This is a genomic window from Lamprobacter sp. (genome assembly GCF_034860625.1).
GTDB lineage: Bacteria > Pseudomonadota > Gammaproteobacteria > Chromatiales > Chromatiaceae > Lamprobacter.
The window spans coordinates 67,794-89,398 of the sequence record NZ_JAYESN010000007.1 but is presented as its reverse complement, the minus strand read 5'-3'; the positions used below and the strand labels follow the sequence as shown (position 1 = coordinate 89,398).

General features: G+C 63.4%; 18 protein-coding genes and 1 tRNA gene. 12 read left to right on the top strand and 7 right to left on the bottom strand.

Translation table 11 applies throughout. The annotated features are described in order from the left end of the window. Positions 1–58 precede the first annotated feature (58 nt). Positions 59–709 carry a CDGSH iron-sulfur domain-containing protein gene (locus VBE63_RS03470; protein ID WP_323681600.1) on the top strand — a complete coding sequence of 217 codons (651 nt, stop codon included), beginning with the start codon at positions 59–61 and terminating at the stop codon, positions 707–709. Positions 710–756: 47 nt separating this feature from the next. Here the strand turns inward: VBE63_RS03470 and mtaB are convergent, their stop codons facing one another. The 3 genes from mtaB to VBE63_RS03455 all read right to left on the bottom strand — a co-directional run bounded on the left by mtaB (position 757) and on the right by VBE63_RS03455 (position 3,455). Beyond that, entirely contained in the window at positions 757–2,067 is a 1,311-nt protein-coding gene (mtaB, locus tag VBE63_RS03465; RefSeq protein ID WP_323681599.1) for a tRNA (N(6)-L-threonylcarbamoyladenosine(37)-C(2))-methylthiotransferase MtaB, read from the bottom strand. Between the two features lie 112 nt (positions 2,068–2,179). Then, positions 2,180–2,692, bottom strand: coding sequence for an Hsp20/alpha crystallin family protein (locus VBE63_RS03460; protein WP_323681598.1), 513 nt, complete (start codon positions 2,690–2,692; stop codon positions 2,180–2,182). Positions 2,693–2,948: 256 nt separating this feature from the next. Further along, positions 2,949–3,455, bottom strand: coding sequence for a hypothetical protein (locus VBE63_RS03455; protein WP_323681597.1), 507 nt, complete (start codon positions 3,453–3,455; stop codon positions 2,949–2,951). 194 nt (positions 3,456–3,649) lie between these two features. Here VBE63_RS03455 and VBE63_RS03450 point away from each other — a divergent pair, with 194 nt between their 5' ends. The 6 genes from VBE63_RS03450 to VBE63_RS03425 all read left to right on the top strand — a co-directional run bounded on the left by VBE63_RS03450 (position 3,650) and on the right by VBE63_RS03425 (position 11,776). Next, positions 3,650–4,189: a hypothetical protein gene (locus VBE63_RS03450; protein ID WP_323681596.1), complete on the top strand. Its 540-nt coding sequence runs from the start codon at positions 3,650–3,652 to the stop codon at positions 4,187–4,189. Between the two features lie 128 nt (positions 4,190–4,317). Continuing rightward, positions 4,318–5,244: an ABC transporter ATP-binding protein gene (locus VBE63_RS03445; protein ID WP_323681595.1), complete on the top strand. Its 927-nt coding sequence runs from the start codon at positions 4,318–4,320 to the stop codon at positions 5,242–5,244. After that, positions 5,241–6,077, top strand: a complete 837-nt coding sequence (locus tag VBE63_RS03440; protein WP_323681594.1) for an ABC transporter permease — start codon at positions 5,241–5,243, stop codon at positions 6,075–6,077. The genes VBE63_RS03445 and VBE63_RS03440 overlap by 4 nt, the downstream gene beginning before the upstream one ends. Positions 6,078–6,313: 236 nt before the next feature. Next, complete coding sequence (mrcB, locus tag VBE63_RS03435) at positions 6,314–8,734, top strand: penicillin-binding protein 1B (RefSeq protein WP_323681593.1); 2,421 nt, start codon at positions 6,314–6,316, stop codon at positions 8,732–8,734. A gap of 2 nt (positions 8,735–8,736) precedes the next feature. Continuing rightward, positions 8,737–9,645 (top strand): tetratricopeptide repeat protein, encoded by a 909-nt coding sequence (locus VBE63_RS03430; protein WP_323681592.1) that lies wholly within the window; start codon positions 8,737–8,739, stop codon positions 9,643–9,645. 37 nt (positions 9,646–9,682) lie between these two features. After that, entirely contained in the window at positions 9,683–11,776 is a 2,094-nt protein-coding gene (locus VBE63_RS03425; RefSeq protein WP_323681591.1) for an ATP-dependent DNA helicase, read from the top strand. A gap of 53 nt (positions 11,777–11,829) precedes the next feature. On the opposite strand, the gene VBE63_RS03420 is transcribed toward VBE63_RS03425, so the two are convergent. Then, positions 11,830–16,203 (bottom strand): DEAD/DEAH box helicase, encoded by a 4,374-nt coding sequence (locus tag VBE63_RS03420; RefSeq protein WP_323681590.1) that lies wholly within the window; start codon positions 16,201–16,203, stop codon positions 11,830–11,832. Positions 16,204–16,232: 29 nt separating this feature from the next. Here VBE63_RS03420 and tsaB point away from each other — a divergent pair, with 29 nt between their 5' ends. Then, entirely contained in the window at positions 16,233–16,958 is a 726-nt protein-coding gene (gene tsaB, locus VBE63_RS03415; RefSeq protein WP_323681589.1) for a tRNA (adenosine(37)-N6)-threonylcarbamoyltransferase complex dimerization subunit type 1 TsaB, read from the top strand. A 101-nt stretch (positions 16,959–17,059) separates the two neighbouring features. Here tsaB and VBE63_RS03410 read toward each other — a convergent pair whose 3' ends face one another. Next, positions 17,060–17,320, bottom strand: coding sequence for a hypothetical protein (locus tag VBE63_RS03410; protein WP_323681588.1), 261 nt, complete (start codon positions 17,318–17,320; stop codon positions 17,060–17,062). A 179-nt stretch (positions 17,321–17,499) separates the two neighbouring features. Here VBE63_RS03410 and VBE63_RS03405 point away from each other — a divergent pair, with 179 nt between their 5' ends. Next, positions 17,500–18,333 (top strand): ferritin-like domain-containing protein, encoded by an 834-nt coding sequence (locus VBE63_RS03405; protein WP_323681587.1) that lies wholly within the window; start codon positions 17,500–17,502, stop codon positions 18,331–18,333. Positions 18,334–18,338: 5 nt separating this feature from the next. Here VBE63_RS03405 and VBE63_RS03400 read toward each other — a convergent pair. Further along, positions 18,339–18,415 (bottom strand) — tRNA-Pro (locus tag VBE63_RS03400). 71 nt (positions 18,416–18,486) lie between these two features. Continuing rightward, positions 18,487–19,455: a polyprenyl synthetase family protein gene (locus VBE63_RS03395; RefSeq protein ID WP_323681586.1), complete on the bottom strand. Its 969-nt coding sequence runs from the start codon at positions 19,453–19,455 to the stop codon at positions 18,487–18,489. 376 nt (positions 19,456–19,831) lie between these two features. Here VBE63_RS03395 and rplU point away from each other — a divergent pair, with 376 nt between their 5' ends. From rplU to cgtA, 3 genes are read left to right on the top strand one after another with little or no spacing between them, the layout of a single operon-like run. Next, entirely contained in the window at positions 19,832–20,146 is a 315-nt protein-coding gene (gene rplU, locus VBE63_RS03390; protein WP_323681585.1) for a 50S ribosomal protein L21, read from the top strand. A 39-nt stretch (positions 20,147–20,185) separates the two neighbouring features. After that, on the top strand, positions 20,186–20,455 hold the full coding sequence (gene rpmA / locus VBE63_RS03385) for a 50S ribosomal protein L27 (RefSeq protein ID WP_323681584.1): 270 nt from the start codon (positions 20,186–20,188) through the stop codon (positions 20,453–20,455). After that, a complete protein-coding gene (cgtA, locus tag VBE63_RS03380) occupies positions 20,452–21,561 on the top strand; it encodes an Obg family GTPase CgtA (RefSeq protein WP_323681583.1) in 1,110 nt (369 codons plus the stop codon). Before rpmA ends, cgtA begins: the two co-directional genes overlap by 4 nt. The last annotated feature ends 44 nt before the right edge of the window (positions 21,562–21,605 follow it).

Genomic DNA, 21,605 nt, shown 5'->3' with positions numbered 1-21,605 from the left:
CACTCATTGCCAACACCCAGCCACTGCGCGACAAGGCCGCAACAGCCAGGAGACAATCATGAGCGACAAGACGATCCACCCATTCCAAGGCAACGCGATCGATGTGCACTGGGACCAGCGCCTCTGTATTCACATCGGCGAATGCACCCATGCCGACAACAGCCTGTTCGAGGGCGGACGCGAGCCCTGGTGCGTACCCGATGAGGTGTCCAAGGCCGAGGTGCGCGAGGTCTGCGAGCGCTGCCCGAGCGGCGCCCTGAGCTATATCGACAAAGATGGCACGCCCGAGCAGCCCGCACCTGAGAACACCGGTCAAGTGGTCTATAACGGCCCGCTCTATCTGACCGGCGAGCTAGACATCGAGGGCGCACCCGAAGACATGCCAGCTGTGCGTTTTCGTGCCGCGCTCTGCCGCTGCGGAGCCTCAAAGAATAAGCCCTTTTGCGACAACAGCCACATCGAGGCCGGCTTTGAGGACTTTGGCGCTATTGGCAAGGCCGGGCCTGGGTTGGAGGCCAAGGGTGGACCGCTGAAGATCAAGGCGATCCCCGATGGACCGCTCAAGATCGAGGGCAATCTCACACTCAAAGCAGCCAGTGGGCGCGTCGCCTGGCAGGGCACCAAGACCGCGCTCTGCCGCTGTGGGGCCTCAAAGAATAAGCCCTTTTGCGATGCCAGCCATCGCGAGGCGGGCTTCAAGTCCGACTGAGGCGGCGACTTAACCGCAACTAAACGGCAACCTAGACAGCTGCTTCGTCATTGTGGGCCATAGTTGACTGGCTGACCTTCAAGCATGGGATCGGCCTCTTCGGGATCGATGACCCGATCGATGCGCAACGGAAGGATCTGGTTGCTGAGATCAATGCCAGCAGTTGCGAGGCGCGTTAACAGGTAGCCCGGCGTATAGCCGATCTGTAGCCAAGCTTCCGCGGGCTGCCCGCTCTCGCAGCCTTCGATCAGCACCTCTTGCACCGAGCCGACCTGGCGTTCCAGCCAGGCGCGCTTCAGACGCTGCCCTAGCGCATGCAGTTCGCGGCTCCGAGCCCGCTTCACGGCCGTTGGCACCTGATCCGGCATCTCAGCAGCGCGGGTGCCTGCGCGCGGTGAATAGCTGAAGATATGCAGACCGCCAAAGCCGGTCTGCTCGACGAAGGCGAGGGTTTGCGCCCATTCGGTCTCGGTCTCGCCCGGGAAGCCGACGATGATATCGGTGGTGATGTTGAAGTTGGGGTGTACGCCCCGCGCCAGCTCGACTAGACGCGCAAACGCTGCCGTCTTGCAACGCCGAGCCATGCGTTTGAGGACGCTGTCGGCGCCGCTCTGCAGCGGCAGATGCAGATGGGGCATCAGGCGCGCATCGTCGAACAGCTGCCAGAATCGCTCCGGCACATCCCAAGGCTCGACCGACCCGAGCCGCACCCGCACCGCATCCGTGTCTTGAAGGACAGCGGCCAGCAGCGCGCTCAGGCTCGATCCGCAGTCGCTGCCGTAGCCAGCTGCATGCACCCCGGTCAGCACCACCTCCTGAATGCCATCGGCGACGAGCTGGTTGATCTCGCGGCAGATCTCAGCGATCGGCCGACTGCGCTCCTCGCCGCGGGCGCGGGTCGTGATGCAAAAGCTGCACTCATAGCGACAGCCATCCTGGATCTTCACGAAGGCGCGCTGCCGGCCGCGCGCAAACAGGGCCGCTGCGCCTGGCTCAGTCGCCGCCTCTGGCATCAGCGGCAGTGCCAATGTCTCCGCTGCGATCGAGACCAAGCGATCCTTGTCCTGGTTAGGCACCATCAGATCGATGCCCAGCTCACCGAGCTGACTGTCCTTGAGCGAAACCGCGCAGCCGCTCACCACTAACCGGGCACGCGGGTACTCGCGCTGCAGCCGCCGTAGCAGTTTGCGCGACTTGCGCATCGCCTCTGCGGTGACAGCACAGGTGTTCACCACCAGCAGATCGGCCGCATCGCCCTCACCGCTGATGCGGCAGCCACGCGCCTCGAGCTCACGTGACCAACCGGCCAGCTCGGCCTCGTTAAGCCGACAGCCCAGGGTGCTCAGCTTGACCCGCATCGTCTGCTACCGCTTGGGATGCTCAGCTTAGACCGCCATGGCGTGCCATGCCGTGCCGTGCCATGCCATGCCGTGCTGTGGCGTGCCGTGCATGTGCCATGCCGCCAACGGATTAGCGCCAACCGGACATTGGGCTGCGCGGAATGAGGATGCGCACCTGCTCGGGACTGTCTTCGCGCGTCAGGCCCGCGAGATCGCCATCGGGCGGCACCGGCAGCCGGCGCGTACGACTGCCGGTCGAGACGCGATAGCTCTCGCGATAGCCGCGACCATCGCCAAAGGTCTCTGAGCGGCGGGTGCGCGCATCACGGTGGGTGCGCACGAATAGGCTCCGCCCAACGGGTTGCACCTGCACATTCTCAGGCGGGAGCGCATTCAGGTCGATGAGCAGAAGGTAGGCATCGTCGGTCTGCACCTGCGTCATCCGCGGCTGACCGGTACCCCAGCGACGCACAGCGCCGAAGTTGCGCATCGGATCAGCACCCGGCAGAGCGGCGAGCGGAGGTCGAGGCTGCCCAGCCGCCGCGCCCTGGGGCGGCTGGGCAGAGGTACCGAACGCAGCCATCATCAAGCCGATGCCAAGCGCGGCAGCCGTTAAGCGCATCGCCGAGCAGGGCTTCGTCAAGCTGCGTAACGCCAAGCAGCGCTTCGTCAAACCATTCGTCAAAGAGCTTTTCATCGGATCAGTCCTCAGTACCTGAGCGGAAGTGATTCGGAACTCGTGCGTCTTCTATAGCCATCGCACCTGATATTCAGACATCTGATTCACACCAACTGAAAGCTAGCGTCATATCTGAGTCTGGCAATCAGGACTAATGGCTATATCAGAGCCTATCAGTGTCCACCTGCGGTTCCCATCTGCTTTCAAGAGGCCTCGCGTCTTAGATGCGGAGGCACCAGCTTGGACAACCGGCATCATCGATCAGCTGATGCCGCAACAGCCATTCGCGAGCCTCATCGGCATCTTGCTCAAACCAAGCCGCCGAACTGCCAAAACGAAAACTGTAGCCCCAGGCATCCATGTCAGCAAACAGGCGCTGTGCCCCCACAGCCGGAAGCTGTTCCGCCATCAGCACCTGGAGGTAGCAAACGGCATCTTCTTCGGCGAAATCACCGCCGGCGTCGGTCTGCAAGGCCGCACGGCGGGCGGCATCCATACAGACGAAGTGCCCGGCCTCATGCAGTGCCGAGTGTACCGGGGTATCCTCGCGCAGATAGATCATCGAACCGATCAGCCCAGCTTCGGGGGCGCCCCAATAAGACCCTGGGATGGTTTCCCCAGCCCGGACTCGGATCGGTTGCAACGGCTTGAACCGACGCAGCAGCGCATCGATCTCTTGCTGATGATCAAGGTAACGAAGCATCGGGTCTTCTGTCTTCATCGTCATATCGTTTTCTATAGGCCGACCGATGCGGCCAACCGATAAGGCTGACCGACCGCCCCGCCATCGGCCTGGCCATGCAGGGTTCTTCGTTCTATAAGCATGCTCAACCCTGGTCTTGTTTTAATCTTGGATTGCTCTCCATTGCGATGGCCTGCTGGCCATGGCATTCCTGCAGCGCCCCTTCGGAGGACCAAAAGATGGCACGCTATGCCCCAGACAGTTTTTCCAGTCCATCAGTTTCGCAGTCCACACCGCTTGAAGCCAGTGCACCGCCCCACGCCAATGAAGCCCTAACGGGCGATGCCCTGGCTGGCTCGATCGCACCTCTCGCCGCTCGCGCCGCTGTGCTGCTCAGCGTCTTCAGCGGTTTGGCTGTTGGCGCACTCCTGATGCTCGCACTCGCAGGGCCGGCACCCGAACGCCTGCAGCAAGATGCCGAGCTGGCCGCACTGGTGCGTACCATGGTACTGGTGAAAGGCATCATCTTGCTCGCCGCGCTGAGCTTGGTGACTTGGCGCCTGAGCCGACCCGTCGCGCGGCCGCAGCTCGCCGGCTACATGAGCAGCCTCGGCCTCTCCGCCGCAGCGGTCGCCTGGATGTGGAGCCTGAATGCGATCCCTGTCGCCGCCCTGCTCTTCTACGGGGGATTGATCGGCTGTTTCTACACCGCCTCACGCGACCCTCTGCTTCTCAGACTTGAGCCGGCCTCGAAGCGTAGGCCCAGACAGCCCGCTTAGCACGCCTTTTGTTGCGGTCTTTTTTTGTGCACCTTTTTCTGAACCAGGAGGCTGTCGTTGCTCACCGCCTTGCCACCAGCTGTACTGAACGTGCTAGCTTAGGAAGCTTTGCACGCAGCCCTCACCGTATGTCCGCACTCAGCGTCCAGCAGCTCAGTAAGACCTATGCCAACGGCCTCCAGGCCCTGAAGGACGTCGACCTGACCGTCGAAACAGGGGATTTTTTTGCCCTGCTTGGCCCCAATGGCGCCGGCAAATCGACGCTGATCGGCATCGTCACCTCGCTGGTGCGCAAGAGCAGCGGCCGCGTCGAGGTCTTCGGTCATGATCTCGACCGCGAGCCCGAGGCGGTGCGGGCCAACATCGGCGTCGTCCCGCAAGAATTTAATTTCAACCTCTTTCTACCGGTGATCGAGGTCGTATTGAATCAGGCGGGCTATTTTGGTGTGCCGCGCAAGGAGGCCCGCAGCCGCGCCGAGATGCTGCTGCGCAAGCTCGATCTCTGGGACCGCCGCGAGACCGAGATGCGCCGACTCTCCGGCGGCATGAAACGGCGCGCGATGATCGCCAGGGCCCTGGTCCACCGCCCGCGACTGGTGATCCTCGATGAGCCCACCGCCGGGGTCGATATCGAGATTCGACGCACCATGTGGGGCTTCATGCGCGAGATCAACGCCGAGGGCACCAGCATCATCCTCACCACCCATTACCTAGAAGAGGCCGAGAGTCTCTGCCGCAACATCGCCATCATCGACCATGGACGCATTCAATCCCGCACCGATATCGCCACCCTGCTCGGTGAGCTCGACACGGAGACCTTTGTGCTCAACCTGAAGGGACGGGTGCGCGAGCTCCCGCAGCTCGGCGGCTTCGTGCTCGAGCACATCGACGAGAGCACGCTCGAGGTGCAAATCAGCCGCGAGCACACCATCAATGGCCTGTTCGAGGCACTGTCGCGCAACGGCATCGAGGTCTTGAGCCTGCGCAACAAACAAAACCGGCTCGAAAAGCTGTTCCTTGATCGGGTCGAAGCCAGCCGCGGGGCGACAGCATGAGCCCAATCACCGGTCGCAATGAGCCGATCACCGGCGGCAAAGGGCCGATCATCGATCACAACCGCTGGCGTCGCTACCAGATCACCTTCGCCACCCTGTTCAGTAAGGAAGTGGTCCGCTTTTCGCGCATCTGGGTGCAGACCATCCTGCCTTCGGCGATCACCACCACGCTCTACTTCGTCATCTTCGGCCGTCTGATCGGCGATCGCATCGGCCCGATGGAGGGCATCCCCTATATCGACTTCATCGTGCCCGGACTGGTGCTGATGGCGGTGATCACCAATGCCTACAGCAATGTGGTCTCCTCGTTCTACAGCAGCAAGTTCTCACGCTATATCGAAGAGTTACTGGTCTCGCCGGCGCCGAACTGGGTCATCCTTGCTGGCTATGTGGCCGGCGGCGTGGCGCGCGGCCTCACGGTCGGTATCCTGGTCATGATCGTCGCGGCGCTCTTTACTAGCTTCAGCATCCACAATGTCGCCGTGACCCTGTTGATCCTGCTGCTCACAGCCATCCTGTTTGCGCTCGGCGGTTTCATCAACGCGGTCTTCGCCAACAGCTTCGACGACATCTCGATCGTGCCGACCTTCGTGCTGGCGCCACTGACCTATCTAGGCGGCGTCTTCTATTCGATCGACCTGCTGCCGCAGCCTTGGCAAACCCTGTCGCTGGTAAATCCGATCCTGTACATGATCAACGCCTTTCGCTATGGCCTACTCGGGGTCAGCGATATTCCGATTGGCTATGCCTTCTTGATCATCGCCACCTTTATCGCGGTACTCGGCTATTACAGCCTGAGCCTGTTGCGTCGCGGCATCGGCATCAAGCAGTGACGTACGGCGGGCACAGGCAGCCGCCTGGGCTAGCCGAGCCGCGCAGGCTCTGCGCGAGAGCAGCACAGACAGCCACGCGAAGCGCCGCTTCTGGCTCGACACGCACAACAGCATGAGACTCAGCGCCGGCAACGGCACGGGAACGGCCTGGTCGCGCTTGTGACCAAACGCCTGCAATGGGATGATTAACGGTCGAATTTAGCCGCCGGAACGCTCTGATCCAGGAAACACGCTTAGTGGCCAAAGCCAAGATTACCGCCCCCTCGCCCAAGCGCGGCCGGCCGCGCCGTCGCCGCGGGCTCGGCCTCTGGGCCTTCTTCTTCAGCTCCCTCCTGCTCCTGCTCATCGGCGTGGCGCTGGCGTTGGGCCTCTACGGCGTCCAGCTCGACAAGGTTGTGCGCGAGAAATTCGAGGGCAAGCGTTGGGCACTGCCCGCTCGGGTCTATGCCCGCCCCTTGGAGCTCTATGTCGGTCGCCCCATCGCGCAAGAGGCACTCGTTGGCGAGCTTGAGCGGCTCAAGTACCGCCGCAGCAGTAGGCTCGAGCGCGCCGGCAGCTTCGATGTCAGTGGCGATCATGTGCGGATTCGCACCCGGCCATTCCAGTTTTGGGATGGCGCCGAAGTGGAGCAGCGGGTCGATGTGCATATCGTCGATGGTCTAGTCATCGAGATGCGCTCGGGAAACAACGATCGCGACCTTGCCTTGGTGCGGCTCGATCCCGCGCTGATCGCGAGCATCTACCCGACCCATAACGAGGATCGCGTACTCCTGCGGCGCCAGCAGTTGCCGCCGCTCCTCGTCAAAACCCTGCTCGCGGTCGAGGACCGCAGCTTCTTCAAGCATCCGGGAATCGACCCCAAGGGCATCGCCCGCGCTGCCTACGAGAACCTGATGGCGGGCCGCACCGTGCAGGGCGCCAGCACCTTGACCCAACAGCTGGTGAAGAACTTTTACCTGACCCAGGAGCGAACCCTCGAGCGCAAGCTCAAGGAGGCCTATATGGCGGTGCTGCTGGACCAGCGCTATTCGAAGGACGAAATCCTCACCGCCTACGCCAACGAGGTCTACCTCGGCCAGGATGGCAGCCGTGGCATCCATGGCTTCGGGCTTGCCAGCCGGTTCTACTTCGACCGCGATATCGATGAGCTAAACCCGTCGCAGATCGCGCTGCTGGTCGGCATCCTTAAAGGGCCGGGCGAGTTCAACCCGCGTCGCAATCCAGAGCGGGCAACCGAGCGTCGCAACCTGGTCCTGGATGTCATGGCCTATCATCAGGTCATCAGCACTGACGAGGTCGAGGCGGCGAAGCAGGCACCGCTCGGTATCAAAGACGGCGGCGCTAAACCCGCCGGCGAGTACCCAGCCTTCATCCAGCTGGTGCGCCGTCAGCTTCAGCGTGATTATCGTGAAGCAGACCTGCGCTCCGAGGGGCTCAGCATCTTCACCACCCTGGACCCTCTGATCCAGAGCCAGACCGAGGCGGCGATCCGCGAGCGCATGCCCAAACTAGATCAACAGCGGCGACTGCCGACCGGCACCCTCGAAACCGCCGCCGTCGTCACCTCGGTTGCACAAGGCGAGGTGTTGGCGATCGTCGGCGGACGCAATACTGACTATGCTGGCTTTAATCGCGCGCTGGATGCCGTTCGCTCCATCGGCTCGGCGATCAAGCCGGTGATCTACCTTGCCGCCTTGGCACAGCCCGAACGCTTCTCGCTAGTCAGCCCGATTGCCGACAAGCCGATCAGCCTGCGCATCGGCGGCAAGCTCTGGAGTCCGAAGAACTACGATCATCGTGTACATGGCACGGTGCCCCTGTATCAGGCGTTGGCCAAGTCCTACAACCTAGCGACCGTGAATCTCGGACTGCAGGTCGGTGTCGGTGAGGTCGCGGCGATGCTCAGAAAGCTTGGCGCGGTCCGTCCGGTCAGCCAGGTGCCGGCCATGCTGCTCGGCTCCGCCTCCCTGCCGCCGATCGAGCTCACACAGGTCTATCAAACCATTGCTGCCGGTGGCTTTCGCGCCCCATTGCGTGCCATCCGCGAGGTGCTCGATGCCTCCGGCCAGCCGCTCAACCGCTACCCACTAGCAGTCGAGCCCGTGGTCAGCAGCGATGCCGCCTATCTGACCCAATGGGCGATGCGCCAGGTGGTCGAGCAAGGCACCGCAACCTGGCTCAAGCAGCGCTTACCGGACTGGCTCAAGGTTGCCGGCAAGACTGGCACCACGAACGACATGCGTGACAGCTGGTTCGCCGGTTTCAGCGGCGATCGGGTGCTCGTGGTCTGGGTCGGTCGCGACGATAATCAGCCGATGGGCCTGAGCGGCTCCAGCGGCGCTTTGCGCCTTTGGGGTGACATCATGGCTGAGATCAGCAGCGAGCCACTGAGCGATGCCGCCCCGGATACGATCGAGATCGCCAGCGCCTGCGGAAGCAGTGACATCCCCTTCAGCCGCGGCTATGCCAGCGGCGGCGCGGCCTGTGGTGGTAGCGGCGGCAACAATCGCTCCACGCCCAAGCGCGAAGACGCTGAAGCGCCCAAGCTCGCTCAGGGTGAGCCTGCGGACAAGCCCGAGCCCATACCGCCGCCGCGCCGCGAACGCGCGGAGGCGCGACAGAACAATCCTTTCATGAGCGATTTTTACGGCAACTGACCATGTTTAAGCACCTCGCCTTGCTGATGCTCTTACCGCCTCTGCTTACGGCCTGCGCATCGATGGAACGCAGTGGGCCGCCAGCGCCCATTGTCGACCGGCAAGAGGCACCTCAGGCGCCCGCTGAGCCGCAGCCCCCAGCCGCAGTCGAGTCCAAACCGCAAGCGCCACCAGCACCCGCACCGACCCGGGTCTATGCCTACCAGCCCCCGGAAACCATCAGCGATCCACCCGCTGAGCCCGCGCCGACGAGCAGCCCGTCGACCCCGCCTTCTGCGCCATCGACGACCGCCTCACCGGCGCAGGCGCCAGGACCGCAAGTTGCTGCACCAGCACCCAAGGCACCACAGACACCCGCCCAAGCACCGAGGAGCAGAGAACGCGCGCCAGAAACCCCGCCTGTCGCCAGCCAACAAACAGAGATGAGCCCACCGGCTTCAACGCCATCGCAGACGACGCAGTCCGAAGCCGTCACGCCGCCGCCAAGCGAGCCTGTGCGAACAGCCGAGCCTGAGCCCGAGCCCACCTCAGCCCCACCAGCACCCGAGGTCGCGAGCGCGGCACAGCCCGCAGGCCTGACGCCCAGCAACATGCCGCCAGCGGTAGCATCGCTGGCACAGCGCGCCGAGCAGCAGCGCCAAGCGGGCGATGCCGGCGGCGCCGCCGCCACCCTAGAGCGCGCATTGCGTATCCAACCGCAAGAGGCCTATCTGTGGAACCGGCTCGCCCGAATTCGGCTGGAACAGGGGATGAGCGATTCCGCGGCTAAACTGGCGACACGCTCCAACGCGCTCACCGGCGATGCACCAGCGCTCAAGACCAACAATTGGGAGATCATCGCCACTGCCCGTCGCCAGTCTGGCGATATTGAGGGCGCCGTCGAGGCGGAACGCAGAGCCGCGGGCGGCTGATACGGGGCCGCCGCCCTACCACCAGATGCCAGCATCGATGGATCAGCGCCGGTCGGACCGCGCGGGACCGGTTCAGCAGGCCGTCCAGCTAGCTCTGGCGGTGGATGGGCCGCTCGCCGAGCGGCTACAGCACTTTCATCCGCGCCCGCAACAGCAGGCGATGGCGCAATCTGTTGCCGAGATCCTAGAGCGCGGCGGCGCCCTGATCTGCGAGGCTGGCACCGGCACCGGCAAAACCTTCGCCTACCTGGTACCGGCCCTGTTGAGCGGACGCAAAGCGGTTATCTCCACCGGTACCCGCAACCTGCAGGATCAGCTGTTTCAGCGTGATATCCCCTTGATCCGCGCCGCGCTCGGTGCGCCCATCCAGGTCGCGCTGCTTAAGGGACGCGGCAACTACCTCTGTCGCTATCGACTGGCGCTCGCGATCGAGGAGCCGACGCGATACCGCAGCGAGGTCAGAGCGCATCTGCAGCAGGTGCGCGACTGGAGCCGCCACAGCCAGCAAGGCGACATCGCCGAGCTGCCGATCCCAGAGAACGACCCGGTCTGGCCCGCGGTCACCTCAACCGCCGACAACTGCCTGGGCCAAAACTGCCCGGTCTTTAATGACTGTCATCTGCTCGAAGCCCGCCGCCGCGCCCAGGCGGCGGAGCTAGTCGTGGTCAATCATCACCTGCTCTGCGCCGATCTCGCGCTGCGCGACGAAGGCTTCGGCGAGGTCTTGCCCGCTGCGGATGCCTTCATCATCGATGAGGCGCACCAACTGCCCGAGGTCGCCGCCCACTTCTTTGGCGTCTCGATCAGCGCACGCCAGCTCGTGGAGCTGGCACGCGATGTCGCGGCGAGCGACCGCCGCGATGCCGGTGACGTGCCGGACCTGCCGCTCGCTTGCGACGCGCTGCAGCAAGCCGTCGCCGAGCTGCGCGCCAGCCTAAGTCAAGACCTCGGCTATGAAGATCGCCGCGGCCCCTGGCAGCAGATTGCCGAGGCGCAGGGCGTCCAAGTTGCGCTCGAAAGGCTGGCCAAGGCCCTAGAAACACTCACCGCCACCCTGGAGCCGATTGCCGAACGCTCGCGTGGACTCGAGCAGGCGGCCGCGCGGGTGATGGCGATGCGTGCTCGGCTGGATAACCTGCTGGCCGATGAGCTGTCACCTGAACAGCGGCATGAGCCCAGGCTCAAGCAGGGACAGGCGAAGGCTGCAGGCCGCGTCGAGCGCGAACATCAGCTTGAGCCGCCTGAATCAGGGCGCCGCCAGAACGGCAGCGCGTTCGGCGGCGAGCCCAACCGCGTGCGCTGGTTCGATCTTCAGGGGCGGAATTTTCGTTTCCACCAGACCCCGCTCGATGTCTCAGCGGTGTTCCGCCAGCAACGCCATCAGCACCCTGCGGCTTGGATCTTGACCTCGGCAACGCTCTCGGTCGGGCGCTCATTTGCACATTTCGCCAGTCGCGTCGGCTGTGAGGACGCCGAGACCGCACAATGGGACAGCCCCTTCGACTATCCGCAGCAGGCCCTGCTCTATTGCCCAGATGGCATGCCTGAGCCATCCCATCCCGGTTACAACGCACGGGTGATCGAGGTCGCGCGCGCCGTGCTCAGCTACAGTCAAGGCCGTGCCTTCCTGCTCTTCACCAGCCATCGCGCGCTGTGCGAGGCCGCTAGCCAACTTCAATCGCGTCTCGACTATCCGCTGCTCGTCCAGGGTAGCGCGCCGCGCGCCGAGCTGATCGAGCGCTTTCGTGAGCTTGGCAACGCCGTGCTGCTCGGCACCTCCAGCTTCTGGGAGGGCGTTGATGTACGCGGCGAAGCACTCTCCTGCGTGATCATCGATAAGCTGCCATTCAGCTCGCCGGCTGACCCCATCTTGCAGGCTCGAGCTGATGCGCTGAGGCGCCAAGGCGGCAATCCGTTTCGGGACTTTCAACTCCCGCAAGCGGTGATCGCGCTGAAACAGGGCGCTGGCCGGCTGATTCGCGATCCCCAGGATCGCGGCCTGCTCGTGGTCTGCGATCCACGTCTGCACAGCCGCAGCTACGGGCGGATCTTCCTCAACAGTCTGCCACCAATGCGCCGCACCAAAGCCCTCGACGACCTCGAGGCCTTCTTCGCAAGCCCTGCATCCTAAGAGACGGCCTTCCCTGGACAGTCTCTAGGCGGCGGGATGTCAGCTTTCTCAGCTCATGCCTGCACCAGCGCCAACATCTGCTCATAACTGAGCTTGCCGCCATCGTCAGCACCGCTCAGCAGTCCATCGGCCAGATCGCGCTTGCTTGCGTGCAGCTTCAGGATGCGCTCCTCGATGGTGTCCTTGGCGACCAGCCGATAGACGGTCACCGGCCGCTCCTGGCCGATGCGGTGTGCGCGATCCGATGCCTGGTCCTCAACCGCTGGGTTCCACCAGGGGTCCATGTGGATCACATAGTCGGCTGCGGTCAGATTCAAGCCAGCACCACCGGCCCGGAGGCTGATCAGGAAGAGATCGCCCTCCCCGGCCTGAAAGGCATCCACCGCTGCACGACGCTGCGGCTCCGGGGTCGAGCCGTCTAAATACTGATAGCGAATCTGGCGCCGATCCAGATGTTCGCGAATCAGGCTCAGATGGTCGACGAACTGGCTGAAGACCAGCGCCTTATGGCGGTTATCCAACAGCTCGTCGACGATCTCGGCAAAGGCCTCAAGCTTAGCGCTGGGCAGCTCGGTATCCGGTAACGCCAGGCGCGGATGGCAACAGACACGGCGCAGGCGCATGATCTCGGCGAGCAGCAGCAGCCGCTTGTGGCCCGGGGCGGCCTTGCTGCCCTCGCTATCCAGGCGTTCCATGGCCTCTCGGCGCAAGGCCTCGTAGAGGGCCATCTCGCCGGCGCTGAGCTCGAGCTGCAGGTTGATCTCGGTGCGCGGTGGCAGCTCAGCAAGCACATCCGTCTTTAGCCGGCGCAGGATGAACGGCTTCAGCAACTGTCGAAGGCGCTGCCGCGCGCCCTGATCCTTATCCTGCTCAATCGGTATCGCAAAGCGCTGGTTGAAGCGCTGCAACGAGCCCAGTAGCCCAGGATTGATGAAGCGGAACAGGTTCCACAGCTCACCGAGATGGTTCTCGATCGGGGTACCCGTGGTGATCATGCGAAAATCGCCCTTGAGCGCCATGATGGCCTGCGAGCGTTTGGTCATCGCGTTCTTGAACGCCTGGGCCTCGTCGGCAACGATGGTCTGCCAGTCGACCTGGCTCAGGCGCTCGCGCTCAGTCTGCAGTAGCCCGTAGCTGCAGACGATGAGATCAAAAGGACCAGCGGCATCAAGCATCGCAGCGCGATCGCCGTCGCCGAAACGCAGCGGGCGCAGGGTCGGCGCAAAGCGCTCTGCCTCGTCGAGCCAGTTACCGCAGACCGAGGTTGGTGCCAGCACCAGGGTGGGACCTTGCGGCGCCCGGGTCAGGATCAGGGCCAACGCCTGAATGGTCTTGCCGAGCCCCATATCATCGGCGAGACAGGCCCCTGCCCCCCAATGCGCCAGCCGCGCCAGCCAGCGGAAACCTTCCAGCTGATAGTCGCGCAGCTCGGCCTGCAAGGTCGATGGCAGTTCGGGCTCGAAGGCCTCGATCTGCGCCAACCGATCGAGCAGTGCAAGCCATTCTTGGCTGGCCTCGACCTGCATGCCATCGATCAGCTCGTGCACCGCCGGTGCCGCCAGCGGATGGAAGCGACCATCGTCAACCAGGCTCGCGAGGCCCTGCAGGCGCCGGCGCAAGGCGCTGCTCAGCACCAGGAAATCGCCCTCGCCGAGGCGCACATAGCGACCCTGCGCAGAGGCGACACGTTCAACCAGCTCGCGCATGGCCAGCACCCGCCCGTCGTCGAGCTGCAGTTCGCCGGCAACATCGAACCAGTCTTTCTTCTGCCGCACCTTCACCTGCAGACGGCTCAGGCCGATCTCTTTGCTCAGGGCGACCCGCCGTCCCCGGGGCCAATCCAACTGCACTTGGTCGCCCAGCGCATGCAGCTGCTCCAGCGCCGCTAGGGCCTCGGCTGGATCGGGCAGATTCCAGATCCAGTCCTGCTCGTCGCCCCAGTCTTCACCGGCCTCGGGCTCTAGCCCCAACCTTGCGCCGAGACCTGCATCGATCGCTGAATCCAGCGCTAAACTCAATGCGGGGCAAGCCGCAATGACGGCCTGAGCGGCCTCTCTCTCCGCCTGCAGGTTGCGGCGACAGCGCAGCGGCTGCCCCTCGTGCTCGGTAAACAGACTCGCACGGCCAAGGCCAGGACGTAGCTGTGGTCCAAACTCACCAAAGGGATGGATGAACAGATCGATCCTGAGGCCTTCATCGCAGGGCGTCAGATGCAGGTGGGGGCGGACATCGGCCTGGATCGCTTCGGCCTGGCTGTCACCGCCGCCGATATCGGAGTGCACAGTGAGCATCGGCGCCACCGCAGTCAAGCTGTCCACCAACGCCTTCTCGCCCGTGCTCGGGATCACCAGCCCCTCAGGCCCCAGAATGCGCGCGATCTCAAGATGGCCGGCATCGAACAGGATTACGCGGACGCGCTGCGGGGTTTCCTGCACCGGCAACAGGGGGCGCCCTTGCGAGGGGTAAGGCTCAAGGCTGACGAGGATGTCCTGGTCGCGACGCATCACGCTCAGCGCCGGCGCGCCACGGACCAGCTCGATGGGAGCCTCCGGCGCATTCGGACGAAACACCAGGGGATGGCCAATCGCCGCTAACAGCGCCTGATCAAGATCCATCTGGTAGCTGCTGCGTCCATAGCCACCGTACCAACCGGCCTGCTGGTCCTGCTTGATCGCGTCGCAAATGGCACGATCCTGCTGTGTCAGATAAGGAAAGCGCTCCGGCTCCTCGGCCAGGCGTTGGAGCGAAACCGCACGTCCTTGGGTCCAGCCGCCGCGCTTGGTGCGCCTCTGCTCACGCGGCTCGAGCAGTGCGATTGCGCTGTCGTACAAGGTCAATAGCCAAGCCATACGACGGTCGGCATCCTGCCGCTGGCCGACCCGGTCAGTCCCCGTCTCACGTTGCTCACCCAGGCCCTTGAGCGCCTCGAGCGCGATCTCCCAGGTCGGCTTGGGTGCAAGGAGATCGGTCAGCAGCCGCTGTCCGGACGGCGGCTCGGCCAGCGCTGGCAGCGCATCTTCGACACCAAATCGCTGGAGCAAGGCCACTGCCTCACGGGCATACCAGTCGAGACCCGCGCGGGCCGCTTCTGCGGCATTGTGGCGAAGCGCTACCAGGCTTTCGCCCACGGGCCGCTTGCCAAGCCAGTAGAGACAGAGCGCTTGGAACAGCCCCGGGAAAGGCCCACGCGGCGCCATACTCTGCAAGAGCCAAGCGCTCTCGGCGACATTGGCCTCGCCGGCAAGCACTGCCGCCAAGTCGTCGAGCAGACGAAAAACAGGCTCGAGCAGGTCGGTAACACTGGCCTTTAGACAGATGGCCACCTGATGGCGAACCTGCTCCAGATCCGCTGGCGCGCCACGCTGCAACAACGCCAGCAAGTATAGGATGCCAGGGATACCAGGAACGTAGAGATTGCGCTTCCGGGTGCGGCGGCGCTCCAACTGCAGCGCGGCCTCGAAGTCTTCGATGGCCGCCGGATAGGCTCCCTGCAACATCGAGCGCCAGCCAGCCAGCATCAGAGCCTGCGGTTGCTCACGCCCCGTCAGCAGTTCTGCAACAGGGCTCAACTGCCCTCGCAGCAGGCGTTGTTCGGCGAGCGCATCAGCGGCATCGGGGTAATCCGGCACCAGGGGCGCAAGCAAACGCTCCATCAGCTGGTAAGAACTTGGCTTGGCATTGAGATCCAGCGCTGCTTCACGCAGCATCGGCGCCAGCGCCAGCACCTTCAGCCGCGCCGGCAAGGTCTCCAGCCAGGCGGGATCAGCCGAGCGGGTACAGATGATTGCCAAGGTCTCCACCTGTCGGTAGCGAACCTGGGCGAGGGGCTCACCGACGCGCAACAAGAGCAACCGCAGCACGTCATCCTCGCGTCCGCGATAGACCGCGAGGCGGAACAACCGGAAGCGTCGCTCCTCGCTCGGCCGATCCCAAGCGTTACGCATCGCGGTTGGCACCAGCTTCTCGGCGGCCGCAACAAGCAGATCGAAGCTGCCATCGGCGAGCGTCTCGCGGGTTAATGGCTCCAGCAGGTCGGGATGGCAGGTCAAATTGTTGCGCTTCTGCTCGATCAGCCCGCCGGCGAGCAAACGCTCACGCCAAACCTTGCCAAGCCGCTCTTTAAGCGGGGCACCACGGCGGTCCTTCCAACCCAGCGCATCGAGCAAGAGCCCCAGGCTGGTCTGGCTGATCGGCTCGCAGACCACCGAGAGCGCGCGCAGGATGCGGCGATCATCGGCAGCCAGGGACTGATAGGCAGCGCGCCGGTCGGTCATGGTCGAGACCCAAGCGTGCAGCCAGTAAGCCGAGTCGCGACTGTCAGGCAGCCAATCGGTGGAACCGGGATGCGGATGGCGGGCATAGGTCTTGGCTCTGGCACTGGGCGGCTCTTGCTTCGGGCAAAAGCCTCCATGGTACAGTTTCCGCACCCCTCGTCTACAGAACCCTGGCCGCCATCTTGAAGATTCTTGCCTTCGATACCTCAGGCGACTGCTGCTCCGCCGCCTTGCTGATCGGTGATCGGCTTGAGCAGTGTCGCGAGCAAGCCCCTCGTCGCCATGCAGACCTCATCCTCGGCATGTTGGACGCGCTCCTGCGGGGCGCAAGCCTGACGCCGAAGCAGCTGGATGCGATCGCCTACGGTCGTGGTCCGGGCTCATTCACGGGGGTGCGCATCGCCGCTGCAGTTGCGCAAGGCTTGGCCTTTGGTGCCGAGCGGCCGGTGATCAGCGTCTCCACCCTTGCCGCTGTGGCGCGAGCCGCGTTTCGGGAAAGCGGCCAACGCCAAATCGCCTGTGCATTAGACGCCCGTATGGGCGAGGTCTATTGGGGATGCTACCGGATTGGTGAGCATAAGGATGCGACGCCGATCGATGAAGAAACCGTCATCGCGCCAGACCTCACGCCTGCGCTGCCCGGCGCCGGCTGGTGTGGCGCCGGCAGCGGTTGGGCAGCTTACCCGGCATTGATGAGCCGGCACCAATCGGCGCTGCTTGCAGCATCTAGCCATCCACACGAGACAGCGCAGAGACTAGTATTGCCAGGCATCGGCCCCTTGGCCGAAGACATTGCCTGGGAGGCTCTGCGGATGGTCGATCAAGCGCAGCACGCAGACCAGGCAGTCCCAACCTATCTGCGCAACCAAGTGACGCACGTCAGCCATAAGAGAGCCGCCAACGCCTGAATGCAACGCAAGAACACAACAGCTGAACACAACATTTGAGCGACCCTGCCATCACCCAAGGGTTCTCACGGACTGCGCATCCGCGACTGGAAGGCCAGCGCTCAGGACTCCGGGCTGAGCCGATGGCCTGTGCCCATCTTCGGGACATGATGTCGGCAGTGACGGCGCATACAACTGACCACATAGTGGATCAAGGTTGCCTCAACCGCCAAGAACACGATGAGGCCAACCGCGATGCGCAGCTGCGGATCAGGTTGTGAGAGGCCCACGGTCAACCAGGTCACAAACCCGGTGACACCCGCGATGACCGTCATGAGCACGAATGGCCATAGGGACGAAAAACAGGTCTTGCACAGTTTCATTGAGAACCATCCTCCGGGCGCACAAACGCAACCTATATTTCAGTTTTTGGGCGAATACTTTACTAGCATAGCTGAAGTCTCGGTCGAGGACGACAATCCCGTCACAGTCTCAGCAAATCGCCGACTCAATCCGTCAGTGTTCATCATATAGACTGAACAAACCCAATTAAAGTGCCCCATTGAACCAAAAATTAACCAGACAAAATCTGTTCAACCTTGCCGCTCGCTGTCTCGCGGAGCCCAGCCCGTCCGTCAAGGTCGCGCTCACCCGCCTGACCGCAGCGCTCTGGACAGACGGACAGCTCGACTCCGTGCCACCCGCTCAGTGGCAACCCCTGCAGACACCAGGCCGACCAGACCAGCCACACCTAGTCTCAGCGCGCGAGCTACCAAAACGCAAGATCACCGATCCGGCAGGGCTCGCCTCGCTGATCCACGCCGTCGCCCATATCGAGTTCAACGCCATCAATCTCGCCTGGGACGCGGTGCAACGCTTCCCGCACATGCCCGAAGCCTTCCACGCCGACTGGCTGCAGGTCGCCTCAGAAGAGGCTGAGCACTTTGTCTTGATGCAAGAACGTCTGCAACTGCTCGGCCATGAATACGGGGACCTACCGGCCCACGATGGCCTCTGGGACATGGCGCGGCGCACCGCTGCCGACGTGCTCGAACGCATGGCGCTGGTGCCGCGGGTACTGGAAGCACGTGGTCTGGATGTGACACCGGGGATGATTGAGCGGCTCCGCCGCATTGGGGATCATGACAGCGCGGATCGGCTCGCGCTCATCCTGCGCGATGAGATCGGCCATGTCGCCATTGGCAGCCGCTGGTTTCACCAGCTCTGCAAGGAGCGCGGTCTTGAGCCTCGCTCAACCTCGCTGGCCCTGATCCAGCGCCACCTGCGCGGCGAGGTTCGCTGCCCGCTCAACCGAGCGGATCGACTTAAAGCCGGTTTTGATGAGTCCGAACTGACCGAGTTGGAATCCTTGTGTGCGCGTGGCCTCAAGGCATGATGGACTGGTCGGGGTGAGAGGATTCGAACCTCCGGCCCCTGCCTCCCGAAGGCAGTGCTCTACCAGGCTGAGCTACACCCCGATACTTGAACTTGGATCACAGAGACAGCCGTTGCGGCAGCCTGCGTATCTTCAACCGCTTTTCGGCGCCCTTTAGAAAGTGCGAGCCACCGAGAAGTCTGCTGTTGCGGCCAAGGCATCGCGGCTTGGCGATGCGGGAACCGCGTTCAGCGCTTGCTTAGCCGCTTCTGCGTGCCAGCGAGCAAGCTCAACAGTGTAGTCGATTGCCTTGGTTTCGACAATGGCTGCGACAACGTCGTCGATGTGCTGCCGACCACCTTCTTCGATGGCTTGGCGAAGGCGCTTGCGCTGGGCCTCAGTACCGACCTCCATCGCACGGATCACTGGCAGGGTCGGTTTGCCTTCGTCGAGATCGTCGCCAACCTGTTTTCCGATGGTGCCATCGTCCGACATGTAATCCAGCGCGTCATCGACCAGCTGGAAGGCGATGCCGAGGTGAAGACCATAGCTCGCCATCGCGGCCTCGACCTCTGGAGCGGCCTCGGTCAGCACGGCACCCAGCCGCGTACCGGCCTCGAACAGGGTCGCCGTTTTGCGCTGGATCACCTCCATGTACCGCGACTCGTCGGTATCGGCGTCATTCGCATTCAAGAGCTGCAGCACCTCGCCCTCAGCGATGCGCGCCGTCGCGCCGGCCATCACCTCCATGATCCGAAGGTTGCCCACATCGACCATCATCTCGAACGCCCGGGCGTAGAGGAAGTCGCCGACCAGGACGCTGGCCTCGTTACCCCAGACGGTATTTGCCGTGTCCCGATTTCGGCGCAATTCCGAGCCATCGACCACGTCATCGTGCAACAGCGTCGCGGTATGGATGAACTCAACGATTGCCGCGGCATCGAGATGACGCGAGCCTGAGTAACCACAGGCACGCGCAGCCAGCAGCACGAGCAGCGGGCGCAGCCGCTTGCCTCCACTACTGACGATATAGTGGCCGATCTGGTTGATGAGGACGACATTCGACTGCAGGCGGTCGATGATCAGTTTGTCGACGGCCTTGACGTCATCGGCTACGGGCGACCGAATCTGGGTAAGATCCATGAAGCGGCATCTACGGCTAATAGGGCCGGCGAATGCTAGGTTCGCGCCGGAGGGCTGTCAAGAGCGACGCCACCCCTAGCGCAGAAACACTGGCCTCAGGCAGCTGGATGTTGGCGCCGCTCGGGCCATTTAGATGCTTTGCTGGCTCCCTGTTCATCGACCGATCGACCAAGATGCACACCTAAGGCGCCAGCAAAAACGCCTGTCTTGCCCAGGAATACGCATCCTGATCTTTGACGCAGGGCATTTGAGAAGGCATACTAGGGGGTCTTGTGCGATGAGCCTACGCGTAAGCGGCCCCGAGCAGCCATGACCCCGCTTCGCCCTCGTTGCTCAACCGAAAACCTCTTTAGCTCCGAGGCATCTCGACCCCGATATGTACGCAATCATCGAAACCGGCGGTAAACAGTACCGCGTCGCCGAGGGCGATCTCGTGACCGTCGAGAAGCTCGACGCCAATCAAGGCTCATCCCTCGATCTGCCGCGCGTGCTGATGCTCGCCGACGGCGACTCGGTGCAACTGGGCAAGCCCTACTTGGAGAACGCCAAGGTCACAGCAGAAGTCGCGGCCCATGGCAAGCACGACAAGGTGCATATCCTCAAGTTTAAGCGGCGCAAGCACCACCTGAAGCGGCAGGGCCATCGCCAACTGTTCACCCAGCTCAAGATCACCAGCATCAGCAACGGCTGACCCATCCGCTGGATTGGCAGTCCGACAGAGACCAATACCATGGCACATAAAAAGGCAGGCGGCAGTTCTCGCAACGGTCGCGATTCAGAGTCAAAACGGCTCGGCGTAAAACGCTTCGGCGGACAGAGCGTCTCGGCTGGCAGCATCATCGTGCGGCAGCGCGGCACCCGCTTCCACGGCGGCGTCAATGTGGGTTGCGGCCGCGACCACACCCTCTTTGCACTCAAAGACGGCGTGGTGCGCTTCGAGGTCAAGGGGCCGCGTAACCGTCAGTTCGTCAGCATCGAGCCAGTCGAAGCCAGTGCGTGAAATTCGTTGATGAAGCGGAGATCCGGGTCGAGGCCGGCGATGGTGGCAATGGCTGCGTCAGCTTCCGGCGCGAGCGCTTCATCCCCAAAGGTGGCCCAGATGGCGGTGATGGCGGTGATGGCGGCAGTGTCTTCCTTGTCGGTGATCCCGGGCTGAATACCCTGGTCGATTTCCGTCATGCGCGACGCCATCGAGCCGAGCGTGGTCGCGACGGCATGGGGCAAAACCGAACCGGACGCGGCGGCCAAGACAAGCTGATCCAGGTCCCGCTTGGCACCCGAGTCTTTGATGCCGAGACCGATGCGCTGATCGGCGAGGTTCTCACTGCCGACCAGCGACTGCTGGTTGCGCAGGGCGGGTTCCACGGCATCGGCAACGCTCGCTATAAATCGAGCACGAACCGCGCGCCTCGCCAGTCAAAACCTGGCACAGCAGGTGAGCGTCGCGTCCTCAAGCTGGAGCTCATCCTACTCGCCGACGTTGGACTCTTGGGACTCCCCAATGCCGGCAAGTCGAGCCTCATTCGCAAGCTCTCCAGCGCGCGGCCACGCGTTGCCGACTACCCATTCACGACCCTCTATCCCAACCTCGGCGTCGTCAGCCTGGGTCCACGACAGAGCTTTGTGATCGCCGACATCCCCGGCCTGATCGCCGGAGCGGCGGAAGGGGCCGGTCTCGGCACTCGATTCCTCAAGCATCTGAGCCGCACTCGGCTCCTGCTGCACCTAGTCGACATCGCGCCCCCCGAAGGCAGCCCCCCCCCTGTCGAACAGGCTGGGATCATCCTCGACGAACTGCATGCCCATGGCGATGATTTGGCCGAGAAAGAGCGTTGGCTGGTGCTCAACAAGACCGACCTGTTGAACCCAGACCAAGCCGCCGAGGTGCAGCGCGACCTGATCAACGCACTCAGCTGGAAGGGACCGCTATTCCTGATCTCAGCCGTCACCGGCGCCGGCACCGATACACTCACCAGCGCCCTGACGCATCGGCTCAATGAACTCCGGCATCCGTTCGAGCCGGCAGCGGACAACCCACTCAGCCCATCCGAGGAGCGCACCGGGGCCGGTACCGACGAGCAACCCAGCTGGCATCCACTCGACTAAGCACCGACCTACCAACGGCTTCCAGATCTCAGCCATGCCCGGCA

Excerpts from the sequence above, each read along its gene's own strand:
- VBE63_RS03470 (WP_323681600.1), top strand. The coding sequence starts at position 59 with ATGAGCGACAAGACGATCCACCCATTCCAAGGCAACGCGATCGATGTG.
- mtaB (WP_323681599.1), bottom strand. The coding sequence starts at position 2,067 with ATGCGGGTCAAGCTGAGCACCCTGGGCTGTCGGCTTAACGAGGCCGAG.
- VBE63_RS03455 (WP_323681597.1), bottom strand. The coding sequence starts at position 3,455 with ATGACGATGAAGACAGAAGACCCGATGCTTCGTTACCTTGATCATCAG.
- VBE63_RS03450 (WP_323681596.1), top strand. The coding sequence starts at position 3,650 with ATGGCACGCTATGCCCCAGACAGTTTTTCCAGTCCATCAGTTTCGCAG.
- VBE63_RS03445 (WP_323681595.1), top strand. The coding sequence starts at position 4,318 with ATGTCCGCACTCAGCGTCCAGCAGCTCAGTAAGACCTATGCCAACGGC.
- VBE63_RS03440 (WP_323681594.1), top strand. The coding sequence starts at position 5,241 with ATGAGCCCAATCACCGGTCGCAATGAGCCGATCACCGGCGGCAAAGGG.
- VBE63_RS03430 (WP_323681592.1), top strand. The coding sequence starts at position 8,737 with ATGTTTAAGCACCTCGCCTTGCTGATGCTCTTACCGCCTCTGCTTACG.
- VBE63_RS03425 (WP_323681591.1), top strand. The coding sequence starts at position 9,683 with ATGGATCAGCGCCGGTCGGACCGCGCGGGACCGGTTCAGCAGGCCGTC.
- VBE63_RS03410 (WP_323681588.1), bottom strand. The coding sequence starts at position 17,320 with ATGAAACTGTGCAAGACCTGTTTTTCGTCCCTATGGCCATTCGTGCTC.
- VBE63_RS03395 (WP_323681586.1), bottom strand. The coding sequence starts at position 19,455 with ATGGATCTTACCCAGATTCGGTCGCCCGTAGCCGATGACGTCAAGGCC.
- rplU (WP_323681585.1), top strand. The coding sequence starts at position 19,832 with ATGTACGCAATCATCGAAACCGGCGGTAAACAGTACCGCGTCGCCGAG.
- rpmA (WP_323681584.1), top strand. The coding sequence starts at position 20,186 with ATGGCACATAAAAAGGCAGGCGGCAGTTCTCGCAACGGTCGCGATTCA.